This window comes from Streptococcus oralis (assembly GCF_026782285.1).
GTDB classification, from domain to species: Bacteria; Bacillota; Bacilli; order Lactobacillales; family Streptococcaceae; genus Streptococcus; species Streptococcus oralis_CG.
The window spans coordinates 296331-314723 of the sequence record NZ_JAKUWG010000003.1; the positions used below are offsets into that span (position 1 = coordinate 296331).

Genomic DNA, 18393 nt, shown 5'->3' on the forward strand with positions numbered 1-18393 from the left:
CTTTCATCTGCTAGTCTAAAAATAGAAAATAACCATAAAAAAGGAGGTTCCACCATGACACAAGAATGGTTTGAAAGCGCCGATCTTGAGAAGAAATCAGCTCAGACGAAATCGGAAATCCAGCCCGACCAACCAGAGACTTCGGAAATTGTGGAGACCGAACCACAAGTAAGCGAAGAAACAGCTGTCTCACCTAAAGAGTCGGAAACGCATGAGGAGGAAACTCCCGAAATAATCGGGGAAACCCAAACCGAGGAAGAGGGAGAAGGGAAAGAGGAACGCAACCAAGAAAACTCTGTAAAAGAGAAAAGCATCCTCAGCAAAGCTTTAGAGAGCCCCTATATCCCAGACATTGACCCCCGTAAAACTGCCCGATTAAAAGAAGAAATCGCACTATTTTGGTCTTGGCTACTGGATGCTATCCAAGAACCAACTGCCAGCAAGACTACGGATCAAAAGCATCGTTATAGTGTCTTTGCCCTACTCACCTTGCTGTCGTCAATCAACCTTTTCTTTAGTATCTATCATATCAAGCGCCTCTACTATGGCTATATGATTTCTATTGCTAATAGTTCTCCTAACCAGCTCCCACCTTTGGATCTCTTTGCTGGGCTTTCGATTCTGGTCGCTAGCGCTCTATTTTACTTTTCCATCATTTTGGGAGGCTTTACCGTTCGACGTGTGCTGGATCAGGAGAGCGACTTCACATTCCAAGAAGCCTTCGATCGTTATAGCAGACTCTTTGCTATCCCACTTGTTCTAACGGCTCTAGCAAGTTTCTTTGCACTCTTTGGTGGCTTACGATTTGCTGGCATCCTCACTCTTCTAAGCATGGCCATCTTTGCCCTTGGCAATCTCTTTGTGATTAGTAAGCCAAGTAAGACCAGTAGCCTCGACCCATTTTATCGATTCTTGTTAGCTGTCTTACTTGATGGCGCCATTCTCTTACCCTTCTTCATTGCAGAGTTAGCGCTAACGGTAGACTACCTTCGCATCCTGACCTTCTTTTAACCAAAATCCCTGCCATTTATTAATGACAGGGATTTTTATGCTTACTCTTTTTTGAACAAGGCCTACTCGATGCTTGCCAATTCCTCAAAATCTTTTCCCAAAATGGCTTGTACTTCTAATTGATTAGCATCTAATTGCTGATAAAACGCTTCTGGTAGTGACTCGAAGAATCTTGCATAGTCTAGGCGGGCAATGACTTTATAGTCTTCCGGTTTAGAGCCATCTCCTGTGATTTGAACCAAGTCAATCTCCCAAACAAGCTCCTTGCCTGCTAGCTGCTCAATATAAGGCACTGGTACAATGGGTTCCTTTGGCAAAATCGTCTTGACTCCCTGGGCTAGGTGATAGATACCGTGCACCTTGCCTTGAGCATCTGGGTAAAATTTCACACTGGCAAGGTAGGCATCAGATCCTTGAACCTTCTTGACCAGCTCTTCAAAACGTGCCAATCCATCCTCAACCAAAAAGCTCTCGAGGTATTCCTTGTTGAGGTAGATAGGGGACAAGAGCCCTTGGCAGCATACTAGACGAGCCTCCTTATCCGCTAAATATTGCTTGACCGTTTGTCGGAAATAAGCTTCAAACTCAAACCCTTCTAACCCTTCTACCACTTGCCCCAACTTACTCGATAGGGCTTGGAGGAGAGCTTCTACAATCTCCCAGTCCGCTCTAGTAAGGAAATCTGGAATCACCACTTGATAGCCTTTTCGACTATCCGCATAGTTCACTTTGAAGAGAAATTGCGACTTACCTACAATCCCACACTCCATGTATTCGAGACGATTGAGGGGCTGACGGAGATAGACCGCATCATAACTATGTGACTCCAAGCCCTCCACCAAGGCCAAGATGGACTTGGCAGTCAAGACCTCCTGTTGTCCTAGAATACTTTCTTTATTTGGGATAAAAAATGTTTTCGCCATAACTGGCCTCCTTTGAAATCGTTTACATACAGTATACCCTATTTTCCTGAAAGATACAGAAACAAATTTAAGATTTTTAGATAAAAAGCATAGAAAAACAGCCCCTAAGGGCTGTTTGCTTTATACTGTAGCGACTTGATCCAAGCTTTCACCGATAGCTACTAGGCGCTCGATCACTTCTGCTTGTGTCAATTCATTTTCTGAAACATAGCGGTTTCGTGGGTGAACACGGCACTCATGTGAGCATCCACGAAGGTACTTGTCTTCATTTTCTTCTGATGTTAGGATACGACGGTTACAGAAGGGATTTCCACAGTTGACATAGCGTTCACAAGGTGTTCCATCAAACCAGTCTTTCCCTACGATGGTTGGGTTGACATGATTAACATCTACGGCAATACGCTCGTCAAAGACGTACATTTTCCCATCCCAAAGCTCGCCTTGAACTTCTGGGTCTTTACCGTAGGTTGCGATTCCTCCGTGCAATTGACCAACATCTTTGTAGCCTTCACGGACCATCCAGCCTGAGAATTTCTCACAGCGAACGCCACCTGTACAGTAAACCACGACACGCTTGTCCATGAATTTTTCCTTGTTGTCACGAACCCATTGTGGCAACTCACGGAAGTTGCGGATGTCTGGGCGAATAGCCCCACGGAAGTGCCCTAGGTCGTACTCATAATCGTTACGTGTGTCAAGGACAACTGTATCTTCGTCAAGAAGGGCTTCTTTGAACTCTTTTGGAGACAAGTAAGCACCTGTTGTTTCAAGTGGATTGATGTCGTTGTCAAAGTCGTTGTCTTCCAAACCAAGGTGGACAATTTCTTTCTTGTAGCGAACAAACATCTTCTTGAAGGCTTGTTCATTTTCTTCGTCAATCTTGAACCAGAGGTCTTCCATGCCTGGGAGGCTGTGAACGTAGTCCATGTATTTTTGAGTTGTTTCGTAGTCACCTGAAACAGTCCCGTTAATCCCCTCGTCAGCGACTAGGATACGGCCTTTGAGACCGATTGATTTACAGAAAGCCAGGTGGTCTGCCGCAAATTGCTCTGCGTTTTCAATTGGAGTATAAAGGTAGTAAAGTAAGACACGAATATCTTTTGCCATAAGATTTGTTCTCTTTTCTATTCTTAAATTTTCAGAATTTTTCATTCAACTATTCTAGTATACCCACTTGAGAAAACGAATGCAATTTATTTGACCGGAAATTATATAGAGAGACCTGCCCTTGCACTTCATCAGTAACCATAACGAATCGCAGATAATTCTCTCAATTTTTTGATTTGCTTAGCTTGACTTTCTGACAAACCCAGCTTATTGTCAATCAACACACGTAAGATGTCAACATTCATTTGGCTCAGAATAAATGGAGTAGAGGTTCCATCATCCTTTAATCGTTTTTTATAAATCACTAACTGATTTTTCAAGGGAGTAAGTTGAGGCGCAGCCTTTATATCTTCCAATAGATGATCTATAATAGCCATCGCTTCACAACGCCTTTCGCTTCCTCCAGCAAACCATTTTAATGGTGTCATACTCATTTCCCTCCTGAAACTCGCTTATAAATTGAAAAACTATAATTCCTAACTCGCGCCAATATTTTACCCAAACACCCGATGTAAAAAAGTCAGCAAAAATGGTAATGTTGCGAAAATATTATTAATCACATGCACCGCATAGGATGGATAAATGCTCTTGGTATAGCGGGTCAAACCAGCAAAGATGATTCCAACTGTTGCAAAGACGAAGATATCTAACAGACTAGGCAGGCTTGAAAAATGAGGGAGAGCAAATAAAATGGACGGAAGAAGCAAATCAAGACCAAATCTCGAATCTTTAAAGAAGGCGTGTTGAAGTAATCCTCTATAGAGCAACTCTTCCATCAGTGGAACCAGAAAGAACAGGGCTATATAGATACTTAGCTCGGCAAAGTTAGTCCCACTATAACCGATCAATACGGCCCAACCTTCAGCAGTTGACTGAACGTGTCTAGCTGTTTGAATATTAAAAAATATATGAGCTACCGCTACTAGGGCTGTTAGGATTGAATACCAGAGCCATTTTTTTCTCGAAACGCGAAAGAGATAGCCATGGCCTGTCTTAACAAGAATCCCAATCATGACTCCACTAAATAGCAAACTCAAGATATTTCGAATCCAGAAGAAATTTCCTATCTGAGAAGAAAATTGCCAATAGTTTTGGACGATAAGAGTCAGCTGAGAAAGACCAAATACGAAAAATAGGTAAGAGAAGACACCACTCATTTTAAAAAGAAGACGATACCTTTTCATGATGGACCTCCTATAGATATATGTGTATCACATCGCCTAAACTCTCAGAATCACTTCTTTCATTTTTACATCCTAAAAATCACTACCTCCCCTAGAGAACTAAGGAAGGCAGTGATCACATTTTTAGGAATTAGGAATGAATACACGAAATCAATCGATCTTATGATTTTTTGTTTTTCAAGAATTCGTCGTATTGTTTTTGCATTTCGTTCAATACTTTTTCGTAGGCACCTTCAGATTTTAATTTTTCCATCAATTCTGGAATTGCTTTATCTGGGTCTACAGTACCAGTGTTAATAGCTGTATCGAATTGTTGCATTGTGTTAGAGATTGCTGAGATTTCAGATTTCACACTGTCAGTGTTAAAGATGAATCCAAGTGCTGGAGATTCCTTAGCTTCTGCCAATTGTTTCTTAGAATCTTCGATTTGTTGATCTGTAACGTTTTCGTTGATGTAAAGGATCCAGTTGTTACCAGTGTTCCAACCTGACATGTGAGTGTTTCCTTTGTATCCATCAAGGACGCGGACACGGTTTTCTTTACCTTCAACTTTTTCCCAGTTCTTGCCTTCTGGACCGTAAACAAGACCGTTCAAGAGTTCTGGGTTAGTGTTCAAGAGGTTCAACACTTCCATTGATTTTTCTTTGTTCTTAGAGTTGTTTGAGATGACAAAGTTAGCAACTTGTGTTGTTTGGTTTTTCTTGATAAAGTTAGTGATTGGTTTGATTTGGATGTCTTTGTTAGCAACACGTGAGAGCAAGCTGTTACCGTAGTCAGCTGGTCCTACTGTTTCTTCACGAACGAACCAAGTATCTTGTTGAAGGTCAAATGAAGTGTCGCTTGTTGCTACGTCTTTTGGAATGTATCCAGCTTCATAGAATTTGTGAAGAGTCTTCAAGTGTTCTTTGAAACGAGGCACTTCGTAACGGTTTACAATCTTAGTAGTGTCTCCTTCAAGGTCGATAACGAATGGAAGTCCGTTTGGTACTGGGTAGTCAAAGTTATCAGATGGGATGAAGTTCTTCGTAACCGCAAATGGTACTACGTCTGGAGCTTTTTCTTTGATTTGTTTCAAGACTGGTTCAAGTGTTTCGTATGAAGTGACACCTGAAATGTCAATGCCATATTTGGCAAGAAGAGCGCCGTTAAAGGCAAAATTTTGAGATGATGCAACGTTGGCTGCAACTGGAACAGCGTAAATCTTACCGTTTACAGTGTTCCCTTTGATGTAAGCTGGGTCAAGTGCTTTGTAAAGCTCTGCTCCTTCTTTCTTGTACAAATCAGTCAAGTCAGCGTAAGCACCTTTTTGAGCATTTACAACATAGTTATCTGCAAAGGCAATATCGTAGTTTTCACCTGATGATGTGATAACTGACATTTTCTTACCGTAGTCACCCCATCCGAGGTATTGGATATCCAATTTAGCACCAACTTTTTCTTCGATGATTTTGTTGGCATTTTCTAGCAATTCATCCAAGTTATCTGGTTTGTCACCGATTTGGTACATTTTAAGAACAGGTTTGTCACCTGAAGCTGAGTCAGCAGCTTTTTTGTTGTTACCTGAAAGGTTTCCACAAGCAGCAAGACTTGCAGCCAAAGCGACTACGCTAGCAGATGCAAAAGCATATTTTTTCCAGTTTTTCATGATAAAAACTCCTTTTTTTATTTTTAAACTTATAAACGATTTAATAATTTGTAACTTCAGTCACTAAGATGAAGTTGGGAAGGGAGAAACGGTGTTTCTCAGTAAGTGCTATTCTTTCACACCACCGATCGTCAACCCTTTAACAAAGTAGCGTTGGAAGAATGGGTACAGAATCGCGATTGGAAGGGTTGCAACAACAACCATGGCCATACGACCTGTTTCTTTTGGAAGAGCGACTCCCAGTTGACCAGATAGGCCGACTGCTTTTGCGATGTAGTCCATATTTTGCTGGATTTGCATGAGCAAATATTGCAATGGATACAAGTTGTCACTCTTGATATAAAGAAGGGCGTTGAACCAGTCGTTCCAGAAACCAAGAGCTGTCAAAAGCGTGATAGTTGCGATACCTGGAAGTGACAATGGTAAACAGATCTGGAAGAAGATCCGTGCTTCACTGGCACCATCGATACGAGCAGATTCTAGAATGGCTTCTGGAATGGTCTTCTTGAAGAAGGAACGCATCAAGATGATGTTGAATGGTGAGAGAAGCATTGGAACAATCAAGGCCCAAACCGTATCACCAAGTTGAAGCAAACGAGTCACCACGATATAGCCTGGTACCAAACCAGCATTGAACAACATACTGAGAAGGGCAAAGATTGTGAAGAATCTGCGGTACTTAAAGGTTGTCCGTGAGATGGCGTAGGCATAAGTGGTTGTAATGAAGACGTTGGTCACTGTTCCGACTACGGTTACAAAAACTGAGATAAAGAGCGCTTGGAGAATCTTATCTTTAAACTGAGCTAAGAACTGGAATCCATCTACACCAAATTTCGAAGGGAAAAAGCTATATCCATACTGGAGGATGCTCTTTTCGTCTGTCACCGAAATGATGATAACGAAGATAAAGGGCAATATACAAGAAAGAGCGATCAAACCAGAGATGATACTAAAGAAGATATCTGCTTTCTTACTGAAGGAGTGAATGCCGACATTATCGATTTTTTCTTTTTTAATTTTCTTTTCTGCCATATTCTCCTCCTTTCTAGAACAAAGCTGAGTTTGGATCGACTCGTCTTGCAAGCAAGTTTGATAGGATAACTAGAATCAAACCGACAACGGATTGGTAAAGACCGGCTGCTGAAGCCATACCGATATCTGCTGTCTGAGTCAAACCATTAAAGACATATACATCCAAAACGTTGGTTACATTGTAAAGCTGACCAGCATTGTGTGGGATTTGATAGAAGAGACCAAAGTCTGCACGGAAGATATTTCCGACTGCAAGGATGGTCAAGACTGTTACAAGCGGAGTCAACTGAGGAATGGTTACGTTGCGAATACGTTGCCACTTGCTAGCCCCGTCCACTGTTGCTGCTTCGTAATAAGTTGGGTCAATTCCCATGATCGTCGCATAGTACATGACACTGCTATATCCAAAGCCTTTCCAAATTCCTAGGAAAAGGAGAAGATATGGCCAAATACCTAAGTCAGCATAGAAGTTGATTTCCTTCATGCCAATGGATGTTAGGAAATGGTTGAAAACCCCTTTGTCAATGTTTAGGAAGGCATCTGTAAAGAAACTGATGATAACCCATGACAAGAAGTAAGGGAACAACATAGACGTTTGGAAAATCTTAACCATTCTCTTAGAGCGAAGCTCACTGAGGATAATGGCAATCCCTACTGATACAATCAAACCGATAAAGATGAAGCCGAGATTGTAAAGAACAGTATTTCGAGTGATGATAAAGGCATCTTTTGAACTAAACAAGAATCTGAAATTATCTAACCCGACCCATTTACTATTCACAATACTATCTATGAAACCATTACTGGTCATATGGTAGTCTTTAAAGGCGACCACATTCCCAAATACTGGAATGTAAAAGAATAGAATCAGCCAGAGAGCCCCTGGTAAAACCATCAAGAGAAAGATCCAGTTATCTCTCAAGGTCTTTGAAAACTTTTTCATAATTTCCTCCCTTTTTATTCCTAAAAACTGATTCTATCGAATTTTTAGGTTTGATAACGATTACATTATTAGTATACTCCTATTTGAAGGTCAGTTTAAACTACTAATTATAGAAAAAACTCCACAAATTATTTTATGTGGAGAAGTTTTTTATAAGAAATAGGTTTCACGAGAAACACTTTGCATACGATAAGTGTATTTCCGCTTTACTGATTGAAAACTTGTTCCAATATTGAGTGATGAAACTCGACAAAATGAACCTGTGCATTTATGATAGCCCCTGATTCGTTTTTCTCAATCTCTGGTCTTCCTTCGGTTTGTAAAAGAGCAGGATTGCCATCCTTGTAGCCAAAGAGAATCACCTCTGTCTCTGCTTCATTCACATAGCAAGCTAGGATATCAAACCTCCCAGAACCAGAACCAGCAATATAGCCATACCATTTAAAAGTATAATTCATCCCATCCACTTGCCCAAATTGCATTATCTGGTCTGGTACTGCTAGTCCATAGTAGTGACCATATGTTGCTAAGTTAGTTGACTTGAATCTTTCACCTTTACTATCCGAGTAAGATTCCATGGCTGTTTTTATCTTGTCTATTAAAGAACTATTATCTGTATCTGGCTCGCTCTCTGTAGTTACACTTGTTTTTAATAGAAATTCCTTAAAACGTTGTGCTAAATCTGTGTTTTCAGTCTCTTCAAAATTTGCAGTAGGGATAGTTTCCAGTGTCTTATCGGAATGCAAGACCTGTGCTTGCCCATCCTTCAGTGTAAATAGGTAGAAATGTTTGTCCTGATTGTCATAGTAGGCATCCAAAGCCAAGTAGTCATAAGCATTGTCACTCGATACTCCAAAAACATTCCATTTGACACTTTTCTGAGAGACTGTTGTAGTTTCTAATTTTTTGATTAGTTCATTTTTTTCATCAAAGTTTGCATGCTCTAGTCTATGATAGGACTGCCCCATAGAAGAAGCCCAGCTTGCAAACTCTTCCTCCCACTTTTCGGTGTTGTATTGAATTAGCTTCTGAAAATCCGAGTAGTTCTTCATAATCAAGGCTTGATCAGTCGGATTAGATAACTCAAGTTCTTCCATGGCTGCAACTGTAGCAGCCATAGGTGATTGGACGGTTGTATCCTTATGATCTTTTTCATGCGAAAAAGCCTTTTGATAGGAATCTGCTAGGTAGTGAAAATAGTTGGTTGTTTCCTTGGTTTGTTGCTCCCTTGGTATTGACGGACTAGTTGCTCCATCCTCTGTCATTTTATGGCAGGCAGATAAGACTAGCATGCTAGTAGCTAGGACTAGTAGTAGCTTTTTCATGGTCAGACCTCCAAACTATCTTTCTACCTTCATTATACTCCTTCCCTATCTCCAAATCAAAAAACATCTCCATGTATTTAAAAGGAGATGTTTAACTGTTTGTGATAAATGCCTAGCCTATGTCGTATAAATGGTCGAAGCTGTCGCAATGGTATGCCACTGATTGGCTGTAGTTGCTGCGAAGTTCTTGTCTCCATAAAAATCATTAAACGGAAGGATTTCGACTTCTAATTCTTCGATGCGATCAATCTGACCTGCCAGATAAGCCTCGATACGACTCTCTGCTCGCTTGATCCTTTGTAAGAGTCCGCCCATACGGATATCAACCGTATCCAAACCAAAGACCTTGTTTTCTTTCAACCATTGGTGGCTAAAGAGGGCATGGAAGTGTTCGATTTGACTTCTAAGTTTTGGTAATTCTTGTCTTGCGATTGCTTTCAGACTTTCTTTATCGTTTGCTTGGTAAGCCTGACGAATGTGTCGTCCCACATCCACTTTGCTACTTAAAATCTGGTTCAACTGAGCCTGAGTTTCAAAGAGGTAAGCATAATTTCCTGCTTTTTCTTTGATTTCAGAAAGCGTCTCAGCTGCTTGAGCGAAGTGTGGTTTGTCCTGTTCAGGTGTCATGTGTCTGTCAAGAATAGGGCAGAGAACATCCTGATAAAAGACATAGCGGTTGGGATTGATGCCACTGAGATTGTCCGGCAAGTCTGGCAAGAGGTTGGCAAGGTCAAGCTGCATGAATTCCTCAACTGATAGACCTGTATTGGTCTTGAAGTGGGCAGACAAACGGTCGAGGTCATTGCGGTAGCTGAGTTCTGCCCAGATTTGCAAGCTTGGTAGGATAGAAAATTGAGCTGTCTCACCACCATTGTCTCCCCAACCCGTTACAATGACTTCTTTGATGTCATTATAACGGCAGGCTTTATTGGCTTCTACAGCAATAAGACGGCTGAAATGGTTGTTGGGTGTGAACCCAATCCACTTCCAAGCCCCACCTGCAAAGGCAATATCTTGGCTAATCTTGTGGTGATTGCGGAAATTGCGGTTGTATTTTTCCTCACTATCCTGATAATAATCCCAGTAAACCAAGGTCACACGGTCTTTGAGACGGTCTAGGTAGACACGAGTTTCCTCTGGAATCTCCACGTCACGGTCGTACTGGCCATCTGCTGACATGAGTTTGAAGAACATATCACTCCACATCTGGCAGTGGAAACCATACTTGTCTGCAATATCCAGAACGCGCTCCAAGTGTTGGCACATGAGAAGACTACGGTCCACAACACCGTTCAAGATGAGGTAGCGTCCCAAGCCAACCAAGTGGGCTTCATCCATCCCGATATTGACCTTGCGAGTCTGCAGTTTAGATAGAGTGGCAAACATGCCATCAATCAAATCATAAACCTTTTCTTCGCCAATAAGGAGAATGTCCTCTACATCACGGAGTTCTTGCACTTCCTTGACACCCCATTTGACAAAGGCTGATAAGTGGGCCAAGGTCTGGATACAGGGCACAAAGGTCATGTCAAACTGCTGGGCATAGGCTTCGATTTCCCGTAACTCTTCAGCTGAATAAGCCCCACGGAAGTAACCAAAGTATGGCTGCCCCTCAATCTGATAGGTGTCTTCCATATAAAGCTCAAAGGTTGAGTAGCCCATGAGAGCCAAGACCTCAATCATCTGCTTGGCAGAAGCCACATTCAGCGCCGCATTTCGAGAACAGTCTGCCATGTAGGCCAAATCTTCATAAGCCGCCTGCTCCTCAATCGCCACTTTATCACCTTCTACTAGAGCTGTTGCTAACAAGGACAAGGCACGATAGAGTTGATGAGGTTTGTCATAGGTTAGTTGATAGTGTCCACTTTCACCCTTGATAGAAATAGAGGCTTGATCAGACTGAGCGACAGCTACCTCTACATCTGGCAGAGAAATGTGATTTTTTAATGCTTCAATAGCTTGCGTTTGTTTGGGACTAAGCCCTGTAAATCTTACCACTGATTTTCCTCCTGTAGCCAGTTGACAAGGGCACCGTAGAGATTGGCATCTGCATGATAGGTGCAGGCTTGGATAACAGGTGCGACCGTGTATTCTTCGTAGGTCTCGACAAAGTTATCGACAGCCTTCTTGACACCTTGGATAAAGTCTGGATTTTGGCTGATGGAGCCTCCCAGACTAATGACATCTGGGTCGATGAGATACTGAATATTGAGCAAGCCTTGCGCCAGATTACGGTTCATGCGTTCAATAGCTTCTTGACAAAGAGCATTACCAGCTGCAGCCTCTTGGTAAACCTTGCGTCCGTCCCAGTCAGTCTGACCAGATTTTTCAATCACGTATCGCACCATATTTCCAGTTGACGCTAGTTGCGACAAGTTGTTGAGCTTTTCTGCTGGTGCAATGGTTGTCATGTAGCCAAACTCTCCTCCCAAGCCGTGGCGACCTCGGTGAAGCTTGCCATTGATAATCATGGCGCCGCCGATTCCTGTACCAATCACGACACAGGCTGCATTTTCAATTTCTGGGTGAGCTAGCAATTCACTAAGCCCAACACAGTTGGCATCATTTTCCAGATGGACAGGTAGCTGATGATGAGCAAGGGCCTCATACCAAGAAAAGCCATGAATATAAGGTACGGCACTAATTCCCTCAATCACACCTGTTTCTTGATTGACCGCGCCTGGAACACTCATAGCAATGCCCTTATAATCTTGCTCTGATAAGCGTTGGTCTAGCCAAGCCAGTAAAGCCTCTAAGTTTTCTGGTGTCGGAGTACTTGTCTTATCTAGTATTTTCCCATCAGGAGTCAAACTGGCAAACTTAATCCCAGTCCCTCCGATATCAATGGTTGCAATGGTCATTGTTCTTCCCATAAAAAGGGGCGACTCAGTAGTTCATCCTAACTCTTTCGCCCCTCCTTTCTATCTCATAGTATTCTTTAAAACTGTTAAATGTCTTCTTTTTTGATCAATTCTGTGCGAATCTCTTGTGGTGCTAAGAGTCCTGAATGAACTGGATATGGTCGTTCAAGCAAGTCCAAAATGGTTTGTTGGTGTTCTGATATACGCACATTTTCTTGACTCATATTGTAGTAACGAAGGACATATCCTTCTTCATTTTCAGCCACTTTAAAGGCTGTTGGGCAAACTTGTGGTAAGCTGAGTGCCGCATGACTCAAGAGGCTACCAGTCGCAGCAACACTTCCTTCTTGTTTAGCAACTTGAAGACTAGTGAATGGTGTTTGGAAGGCTTTAGCACGACGGAAGGCTGAGAAGCGCTCCCCTGCTTGGTGGCATTCAAGTGTAAACTCGACTTCAAACTCACGCAAGCATTGAGCCTCTGGTGTTGGGAAGTAACCCCAGTCACCTAACTCACCTGAGGCACGAAGAATGGTCACGGCAATGGTATCGTCTCCAAGGATTTCATACTCATGCAATCCTTTATTTGCCACCGTCACTCCTTTTTCATCATCATAAAGGCTGACAAAGGCTTGTTGGTGTTGTGGATTTTCAGGATTTTCCCAAGAAGCAGCTGGTTTGTTTGGTCTTGTCACCACCTCATAGATGCTTTCAGAATCATTGCTTGAACGCGTATTATGAGTCTTGACCAAGAGACGGATACGGTGGTCCTTGGCGGTGTTGGTAAAGCGAGTCTTGAAGCGGATTTGTGGATTGTCAACAAAGACGGTCATCTCTGTTTCAAGAAGAATGCTTGTCAATTCTTCTGAGCGCCCAGCTTCACGCGTCATAAACTCGATGATGCCTCTTTGTTCTGCATCTAGTTTTTCGTCTGCACTTACTGGAATTGTCAATTCATGCTTGAGCAAAATCTTGGCAAAACGAGCTGTATTTTCCAAGACTTCATAACCTTTCAGATCTGCGTAGATAGGCTCTGTTCCTTTTGGTTGGAAATAGATGTACTCATTTCCGATGTCACCACGGTCTTCAAAGCGAATAAAGTCTTCATAAGCTTCATGAGTTGTCTTGTCGTAGACCGTGATGTTTTCATCCACGCTTACCGTTACAAATGGCGTATCAATCACTCCATTTTGGTAAATACCGTCACGGTGTTCTTGTTCTCCCTCAAGCAATTGGAAAGTTGTCCAAGAAAGTGGTGCCAGATGAACAGGGACTGTCACGCGCACTTGTCGAGCGATACGAGCCTGACGGAACTTGTCTTTTGGCAAATCATACTCAAAATTAGCTCCCAGATCTTCGATTTTCGCTTCTATAGCATGTCCTTCCAAATCTTCGACACGGTAGTTTGGCAAGGTCAAGGCTGCCATCTTCTTATAGCCTTCTGTTGGGTGCAATTCTTTGAAATCACAAGTCGCCACATCAATCACTGTGCTGACCGTATCAACCTTGTCATGCAAGCCTGTGTTAATGACAGTAAAGAGATGGTCGCTTTGGGCTTCGTGGGTTGCGATTTTGCCCTTCCACTCATTGAGAAGATTGGTCTTAACGAAGTTTCCGACTTGGTTGACCTTGGCAAAACGTGTCTCCATTTCACGGTGAACCTCGTCCACGCTACAACCACAGATACTGTCATGTGGCGCATTTTGTAGAAGGACTTTCCAAGCATAGGTCAACTGGTCCTTGTGGTTGTGGCCGCCAGTGATGACAGTCAATGGTTCCACCACTTGTTCTAGCAGGTTGCTATTTTCTTGGAAGGCTTGTTTAAGGTAAATCCGTGAAGAAGAAGTGTTGGCAAGTGTGTACCAGCCATCTGTTTCCTGACTGGTCAACTCACCTGTAACGGTAGATAGTTGCTCAGGTAGAGCACTTTCTACTGCATGGACATAGTCATCAAAGGAACTATGCACAAAGGTCACATCTGGGAAGAGTTCATTGGCCACACGAATGGCTTCGCTCAGATTTCGCTGTACAGGCTGGTGGTCACAGCCGTTCATCATCAACCATTGGTTGGTCGAAGCGTAGTCACGCACGTCTGACAGTTTTTGTTTCCAAAAGGTCAGGGCTTCATCCTTATCAACTGGGATTTCATTTCCGTTACTGTACCAATTGGCAAATAGGATACCAAGAACGCGACTTCCGTCTGCACCCTGCCAGTACATTTCTGAAAACTGGGAAGTGAACTGCTCATCTTCGAGGACTTGGTTATCAAATCCAATCGGCTTGACACCACGGCCAAAGGCTGCCACGTGAATGCCTGATTTTTGAAGGATTTGGGGAGCTTGTCCCATATTTCCAAAGGTATCTGGGAAGTAACCAATCTGAGTGGATTTGCCCCATTTTGCACATTCTGCTTGACCAATCAAGGTATTACGGACGTTGGCTTCACTGGAAATCAAGTAATCATCCTGCAAGATGTAAAAGGGACCAATTTTGAGTTTGCCTTCGTCAATGTAACGTTGGACTTTGTCGCGATTTTCAGGGCGAATTTCCAAGTAGTCATCAAGGACAATGGTTTGGCCGTCCAAGTGGAAACTCTTGAACTCAGGGTCATTTTCAAAGAGATCGAAGAGATTGTCAAACAATTCCACCAACTGCATACGGTGGCTTTCAAAAGGCAAGTACCACTCACGATCCCAGTGACTATGTGAGATAATATGTACAACAACATTTTCCATGAAGTAAAACCTCATTCTAACTTAAATTTTTATTTCTATCTAACTAAAGAATTGGCTAGCGAATATCTAGGTAATCCAAGACCAATTCACAGAACATCATGTTGGCCCAGGAGAACCATTCACGAGAGTAAAGCGTTGGGTCATCCACGTGGAAGCTTTCGTGCATGACACCTGTACCACCATCGCAGGCAACCAGCTGATCCAGCAAGTATTTTTTCTCTGCCTTATCACTTGTTGTCAAGCCTTGGATAGAGAGGGCAATCGGCCAGACATAGCGATAAAAGGTATGAGAACTTCCGAGACCACTAGCATATTCTCCTTCGTAGAAATATGGATTTTCAGGGCTTAGAATGGTACGACGAGTTGCCTGATACACTTCATCGTTGACATCGCAGTAGCCCAGATAAGGCGCCGCCAGCAGACTTGGTACGTTTGGATCATCCATGATGCTAGCATTTCCTAGACCGTCCACTTCAAAGGCGTAAATCTTTTCGCCCTTGCTGTTAGTGGTATAGGCGTAGTTTTCAATCCCTTCTTGGATTTCAGACTGGAGACGCTTAGCATCTGCGATAATACTCTCGCTATCATCTAGGACAAATGCTGCAAAGATTTCTTGCACATAACCCAAGACAACTACGGCAAACATATTGGACGGAATCAAATAACTATACTGACAGCAGTCATCACTCGGACGAAAAGCTGACCAGGTCATACCTGTCACTGCAAAGTCAGGTCCAAAGCCATCATTTACCAAAGTATCTTCTTTTCGATCTGTGTCGCGGACAAAACGATAAGGTGAATTCTTGTGGTCTTGTTCCACTGTCCAAAGATGGAGAATTTCCTTGGTCGCTGCGACAAAAGTCTCATCAAACTGACTGGTCTCCCCAGTCTCTTTCCAAAGGAGATAAGCCAACTGCAAAGGATAGCAAAGCGAGTCCACCTCGTACTTGCGCTCCCAAATCCAGCCATTAAGGTCTGTGTGGTCAGTCTCATGGTGACCCTTCCAGTTTTCCTCAATGTTAAAGGAGTTAGCATACGGATCCTTGAGAATCAAGGTCATCTGACGCTTGACCAAACCTGCAATGGTCTGACGCAAGAGAGGATCTCTTTTAGCCACATGAAGGTAGGGTCTGAGTTGGGCTGTCGAATCCCGAAGCCACATGGCAGGAATATCCCCAGTCAAGACAAAAGTTGAGCCATCTTCTAAGATTTCAACCGTATTGTCCAAGGTGTCTGTATAGCAACGCTCAAAGACATCTACCCACTCCGGATGGTCCTTAGCCCGCTCCGCTACTTCGTCTAGCCATTCTCTAACAATTTCTTTCGAATAAATCATCGTGCAGTTTCCTCTTTCAAACAAGTTTCATGTTCAGTATATAGTTTTTGAGACAGAAAATACATACACAAATGATAGTCATTTTTCTACAAAATTGCTTACTTTCGAACCCCATATTTAAATGCCACCTTTTTCTGATATAATGTAGAAAAACAGCTAAAGGAAAGACTATGAAACCACTACTTGAAACCATCGATACCCGCTTTGGTACTGCTAGCAAGCATGCCTTCTCTCGGGGAAATACCCTGCCTTACACAGGCGTTCCTTTTGGGATGAATTACTTTGTTCCCCAGACCAGTGACCAGGAGGGAGCTTGGTTTTTCGATCCGCATCTGCCCATCTTTCAGGGGATTCGATTAACCCACCAGCCCAGTCCTTGGATTGGGGACTACTCTTGGCTACTCCTGACACCTGTTACAGGCCAACTGGGCGGAGACAGTCTCTTTCATCGCCAATCTTCCTATGATAGGGATAAGGCCTCTTTCCAACCTCATTATCTGAAAATTTTCTCCCTGCGCTATCAGATCGAAACCCAGCTTACTTCGACTTGTTACGGTGCTTCTATTCGTTTAGAGCAAAAGCAAGACAAAGCCCTCTCCCTCTGTCTTCACGCAGCGGATGAACTGACAGTCGAACAAATAGATAAGCGGACTCTTGCCCTGAGACAAGAAGGCAAAACAGAGACCAACAAAAATCCGCTAAAACTATTCACTGCCCTGCAAATGAACACGGATATTCTTGCTGTCAGCCAAGAAGGCGGAGACTGGCGTATTGACCTTGCAGATAGCCATGCTGAAATCCAGCTAGCAACTTCTTTCATCTCGCCTTCTCAAGCTCTGCTTAATCTACCTCAAAAGGACTTTGATAGCTGTAAAGCCAGTGCACAAGCAGACTGGGAAGATCTCCTCCATCGTTTTGACGTTATCGAGACAGGAGAGGCTGACCGAACCTTCTTTGACCACTGCCTTTACAGACTCTTCCTCTTCCCACAGACTTTTTATGAGGTTAATGAATCAGGGCAATCCATCCACATGGATCTGACTACTGGTACTGTCAAGCCCGGTGTCCTCTTTAGCAACAATGGTTTCTGGGATACCTTCCGCACCACCTTTCCCCTCTTTGCCCTTATCATACCGGAACACTATCACCGCTTTCTAGAAGGTTTCCTCAATAGCTACCGCGATACTGGATTTCTTCCAAAATGGCTGGCCCCAGATGAACGTGGCATGATGCCGGGTACTCTTTTAGATGGTATTATCGCAGATAGCGCCTGCAAGGGCATGGCTCCCGACTTGGAAGAAGAACTCCTTCAAGCCATGCTTGAAACAGCCACCAAGTCCGACTCTCTCGGCATCAATGGTCGCCATGGACTAGCCCAATACCAAGAACTGGGCTACCTCTCTACCGACCACCACGAAAGCGTTAGCCATACCCTAGACTACGCCTATAGTGACTTTTGTATCGCCAGCTGTGCCGAAAAACTAGGGAAAAGAGAAATAGCTGAGACCTACATGTCTGCATCACAAAATTACCGCCATCTATTTGACGCTGAGACAGGTTACATGCGAGCGCGTGATAGTCAAGGAAACTTCCGCACCGACTTCTCTCCTTATAGTTGGGGACGCGACTACGCCGAATGCTCTGCCATTCAAGCAACTTTAGGGGTCCTCCACGACATCCCAGGCTTAATCCAACTTATGGGTGGAAAAGAAGCATTTAGCAACTATCTTTTGAAAGCCTGTCAGGATGCTCCCCTCTTTGAGACGACCGGCTATGGTTACGAGATTCATGAAATGAGCGAGATGGCTACCGCTCCTTTTGGGCAAATCGCCATTTCCAACCAGCCTAGCTTCCACATCCCTTATCTCTTCCGCTACAGTGACTACCCCGAATACACTGCTCTACTCATCAAAACCTTGCGTCAGAAAGCCTTTCGCCCAAGCTGGGAAGCCTATCCTGGCGATGAGGACAATGGCAGTCTCTCGGCTTGGTACATTTGGTCAGCTCTTGGTTTTTATCCGACCTGTCCGGGCAAGCCCAGCTACGATCTCGGAATCCCTCTCTTTGACCACCTCCGTATCTACCTGGCTAAAGAAGGTAAATGGCTGGATATCCATGCCGAGCAAAACCATAGCCATTTCAACTTTGTCAAAGAATGCCGATTGGACCAGACCCCAGTATCTAGCATTCAACACCAAGACCTCTTGAAAGCTGAGCAACTGACCTTCACTCTCAACTGGCTACCGAATCACTCATAACCAAAAGAACCTTTGCATCATGCAAAGGTTCTTCTT

The 18393-nt window shown here is 43.4% G+C and carries 14 protein-coding genes; 2 read left to right on the forward strand and 12 right to left on the reverse strand.

The window, feature by feature from the left end:
- Window positions 1-54: 54 nt before the first annotated feature.
- Window positions 55-1011, forward strand: a complete 957-nt coding sequence (locus MK403_RS03780; protein ID WP_268708990.1) for a DUF6574 domain-containing protein — start codon at window positions 55-57, stop codon at window positions 1009-1011.
- Window positions 1012-1073: 62 nt separating this feature from the next.
- On the opposite strand, the gene MK403_RS03785 is transcribed toward MK403_RS03780, so the two are convergent.
- The 12 genes from MK403_RS03785 to MK403_RS03840 form a co-directional block, all read right to left on the reverse strand.
- Entirely contained in the window at window positions 1074-1934 is an 861-nt protein-coding gene (locus tag MK403_RS03785; RefSeq protein ID WP_268708991.1) for a DUF4299 family protein, read from the reverse strand.
- Window positions 1935-2054: 120 nt separating this feature from the next.
- A complete protein-coding gene (trhO, locus tag MK403_RS03790) occupies window positions 2055-3041 on the reverse strand; it encodes an oxygen-dependent tRNA uridine(34) hydroxylase TrhO (RefSeq protein WP_268708992.1) in 987 nt (328 codons plus the stop codon).
- Between the two features lie 131 nt (window positions 3042-3172).
- Entirely contained in the window at window positions 3173-3469 is a 297-nt protein-coding gene (locus MK403_RS03795) for a bacteriocin immunity protein (RefSeq protein ID WP_268708993.1), read from the reverse strand.
- A 66-nt stretch (window positions 3470-3535) separates the two neighbouring features.
- The gene (locus tag MK403_RS03800) at window positions 3536-4225 is read right to left on the reverse strand and encodes a CPBP family intramembrane glutamic endopeptidase (RefSeq protein ID WP_268708994.1); all 690 of its coding nucleotides are present in this window, start codon (window positions 4223-4225) and stop codon (window positions 3536-3538) included.
- Window positions 4226-4385: 160 nt separating this feature from the next.
- Complete coding sequence (locus MK403_RS03805; protein ID WP_268708995.1) at window positions 4386-5870, reverse strand: ABC transporter substrate-binding protein; 1485 nt, start codon at window positions 5868-5870, stop codon at window positions 4386-4388.
- A gap of 108 nt (window positions 5871-5978) precedes the next feature.
- The gene (locus MK403_RS03810) at window positions 5979-6902 is read right to left on the reverse strand and encodes a carbohydrate ABC transporter permease (RefSeq protein ID WP_000818344.1); all 924 of its coding nucleotides are present in this window, start codon (window positions 6900-6902) and stop codon (window positions 5979-5981) included.
- 13 nt (window positions 6903-6915) lie between these two features.
- Window positions 6916-7845 (reverse strand): ABC transporter permease, encoded by a 930-nt coding sequence (locus MK403_RS03815; RefSeq protein ID WP_084925398.1) that lies wholly within the window; start codon window positions 7843-7845, stop codon window positions 6916-6918.
- A 206-nt stretch (window positions 7846-8051) separates the two neighbouring features.
- A complete protein-coding gene (locus tag MK403_RS03820; RefSeq protein ID WP_268708996.1) occupies window positions 8052-9170 on the reverse strand; it encodes a DUF4767 domain-containing protein in 1119 nt (372 codons plus the stop codon).
- A 117-nt stretch (window positions 9171-9287) separates the two neighbouring features.
- Window positions 9288-11168: a beta-N-acetylhexosaminidase gene (locus MK403_RS03825; RefSeq protein ID WP_268708997.1), complete on the reverse strand. Its 1881-nt coding sequence runs from the start codon at window positions 11166-11168 to the stop codon at window positions 9288-9290.
- Window positions 11162-12031: an ROK family protein gene (locus MK403_RS03830; RefSeq protein ID WP_268708998.1), complete on the reverse strand. Its 870-nt coding sequence runs from the start codon at window positions 12029-12031 to the stop codon at window positions 11162-11164. Before MK403_RS03830 ends, MK403_RS03825 begins: the two co-directional genes overlap by 7 nt.
- An 86-nt stretch (window positions 12032-12117) precedes the next feature.
- Entirely contained in the window at window positions 12118-14763 is a 2646-nt protein-coding gene (locus MK403_RS03835; RefSeq protein WP_268708999.1) for an alpha-mannosidase, read from the reverse strand.
- Between the two features lie 55 nt (window positions 14764-14818).
- Window positions 14819-16099, reverse strand: coding sequence for a glycoside hydrolase family 125 protein (locus tag MK403_RS03840; RefSeq protein ID WP_268709000.1), 1281 nt, complete (start codon window positions 16097-16099; stop codon window positions 14819-14821).
- Window positions 16100-16269: 170 nt separating this feature from the next.
- Here MK403_RS03840 and MK403_RS03845 point away from each other — a divergent pair, with 170 nt between their 5' ends.
- The gene (locus MK403_RS03845) at window positions 16270-18357 is read left to right on the forward strand and encodes a GH92 family glycosyl hydrolase (RefSeq protein ID WP_125837793.1); all 2088 of its coding nucleotides are present in this window, start codon (window positions 16270-16272) and stop codon (window positions 18355-18357) included.
- The last annotated feature ends 36 nt before the right edge of the window (window positions 18358-18393 follow it).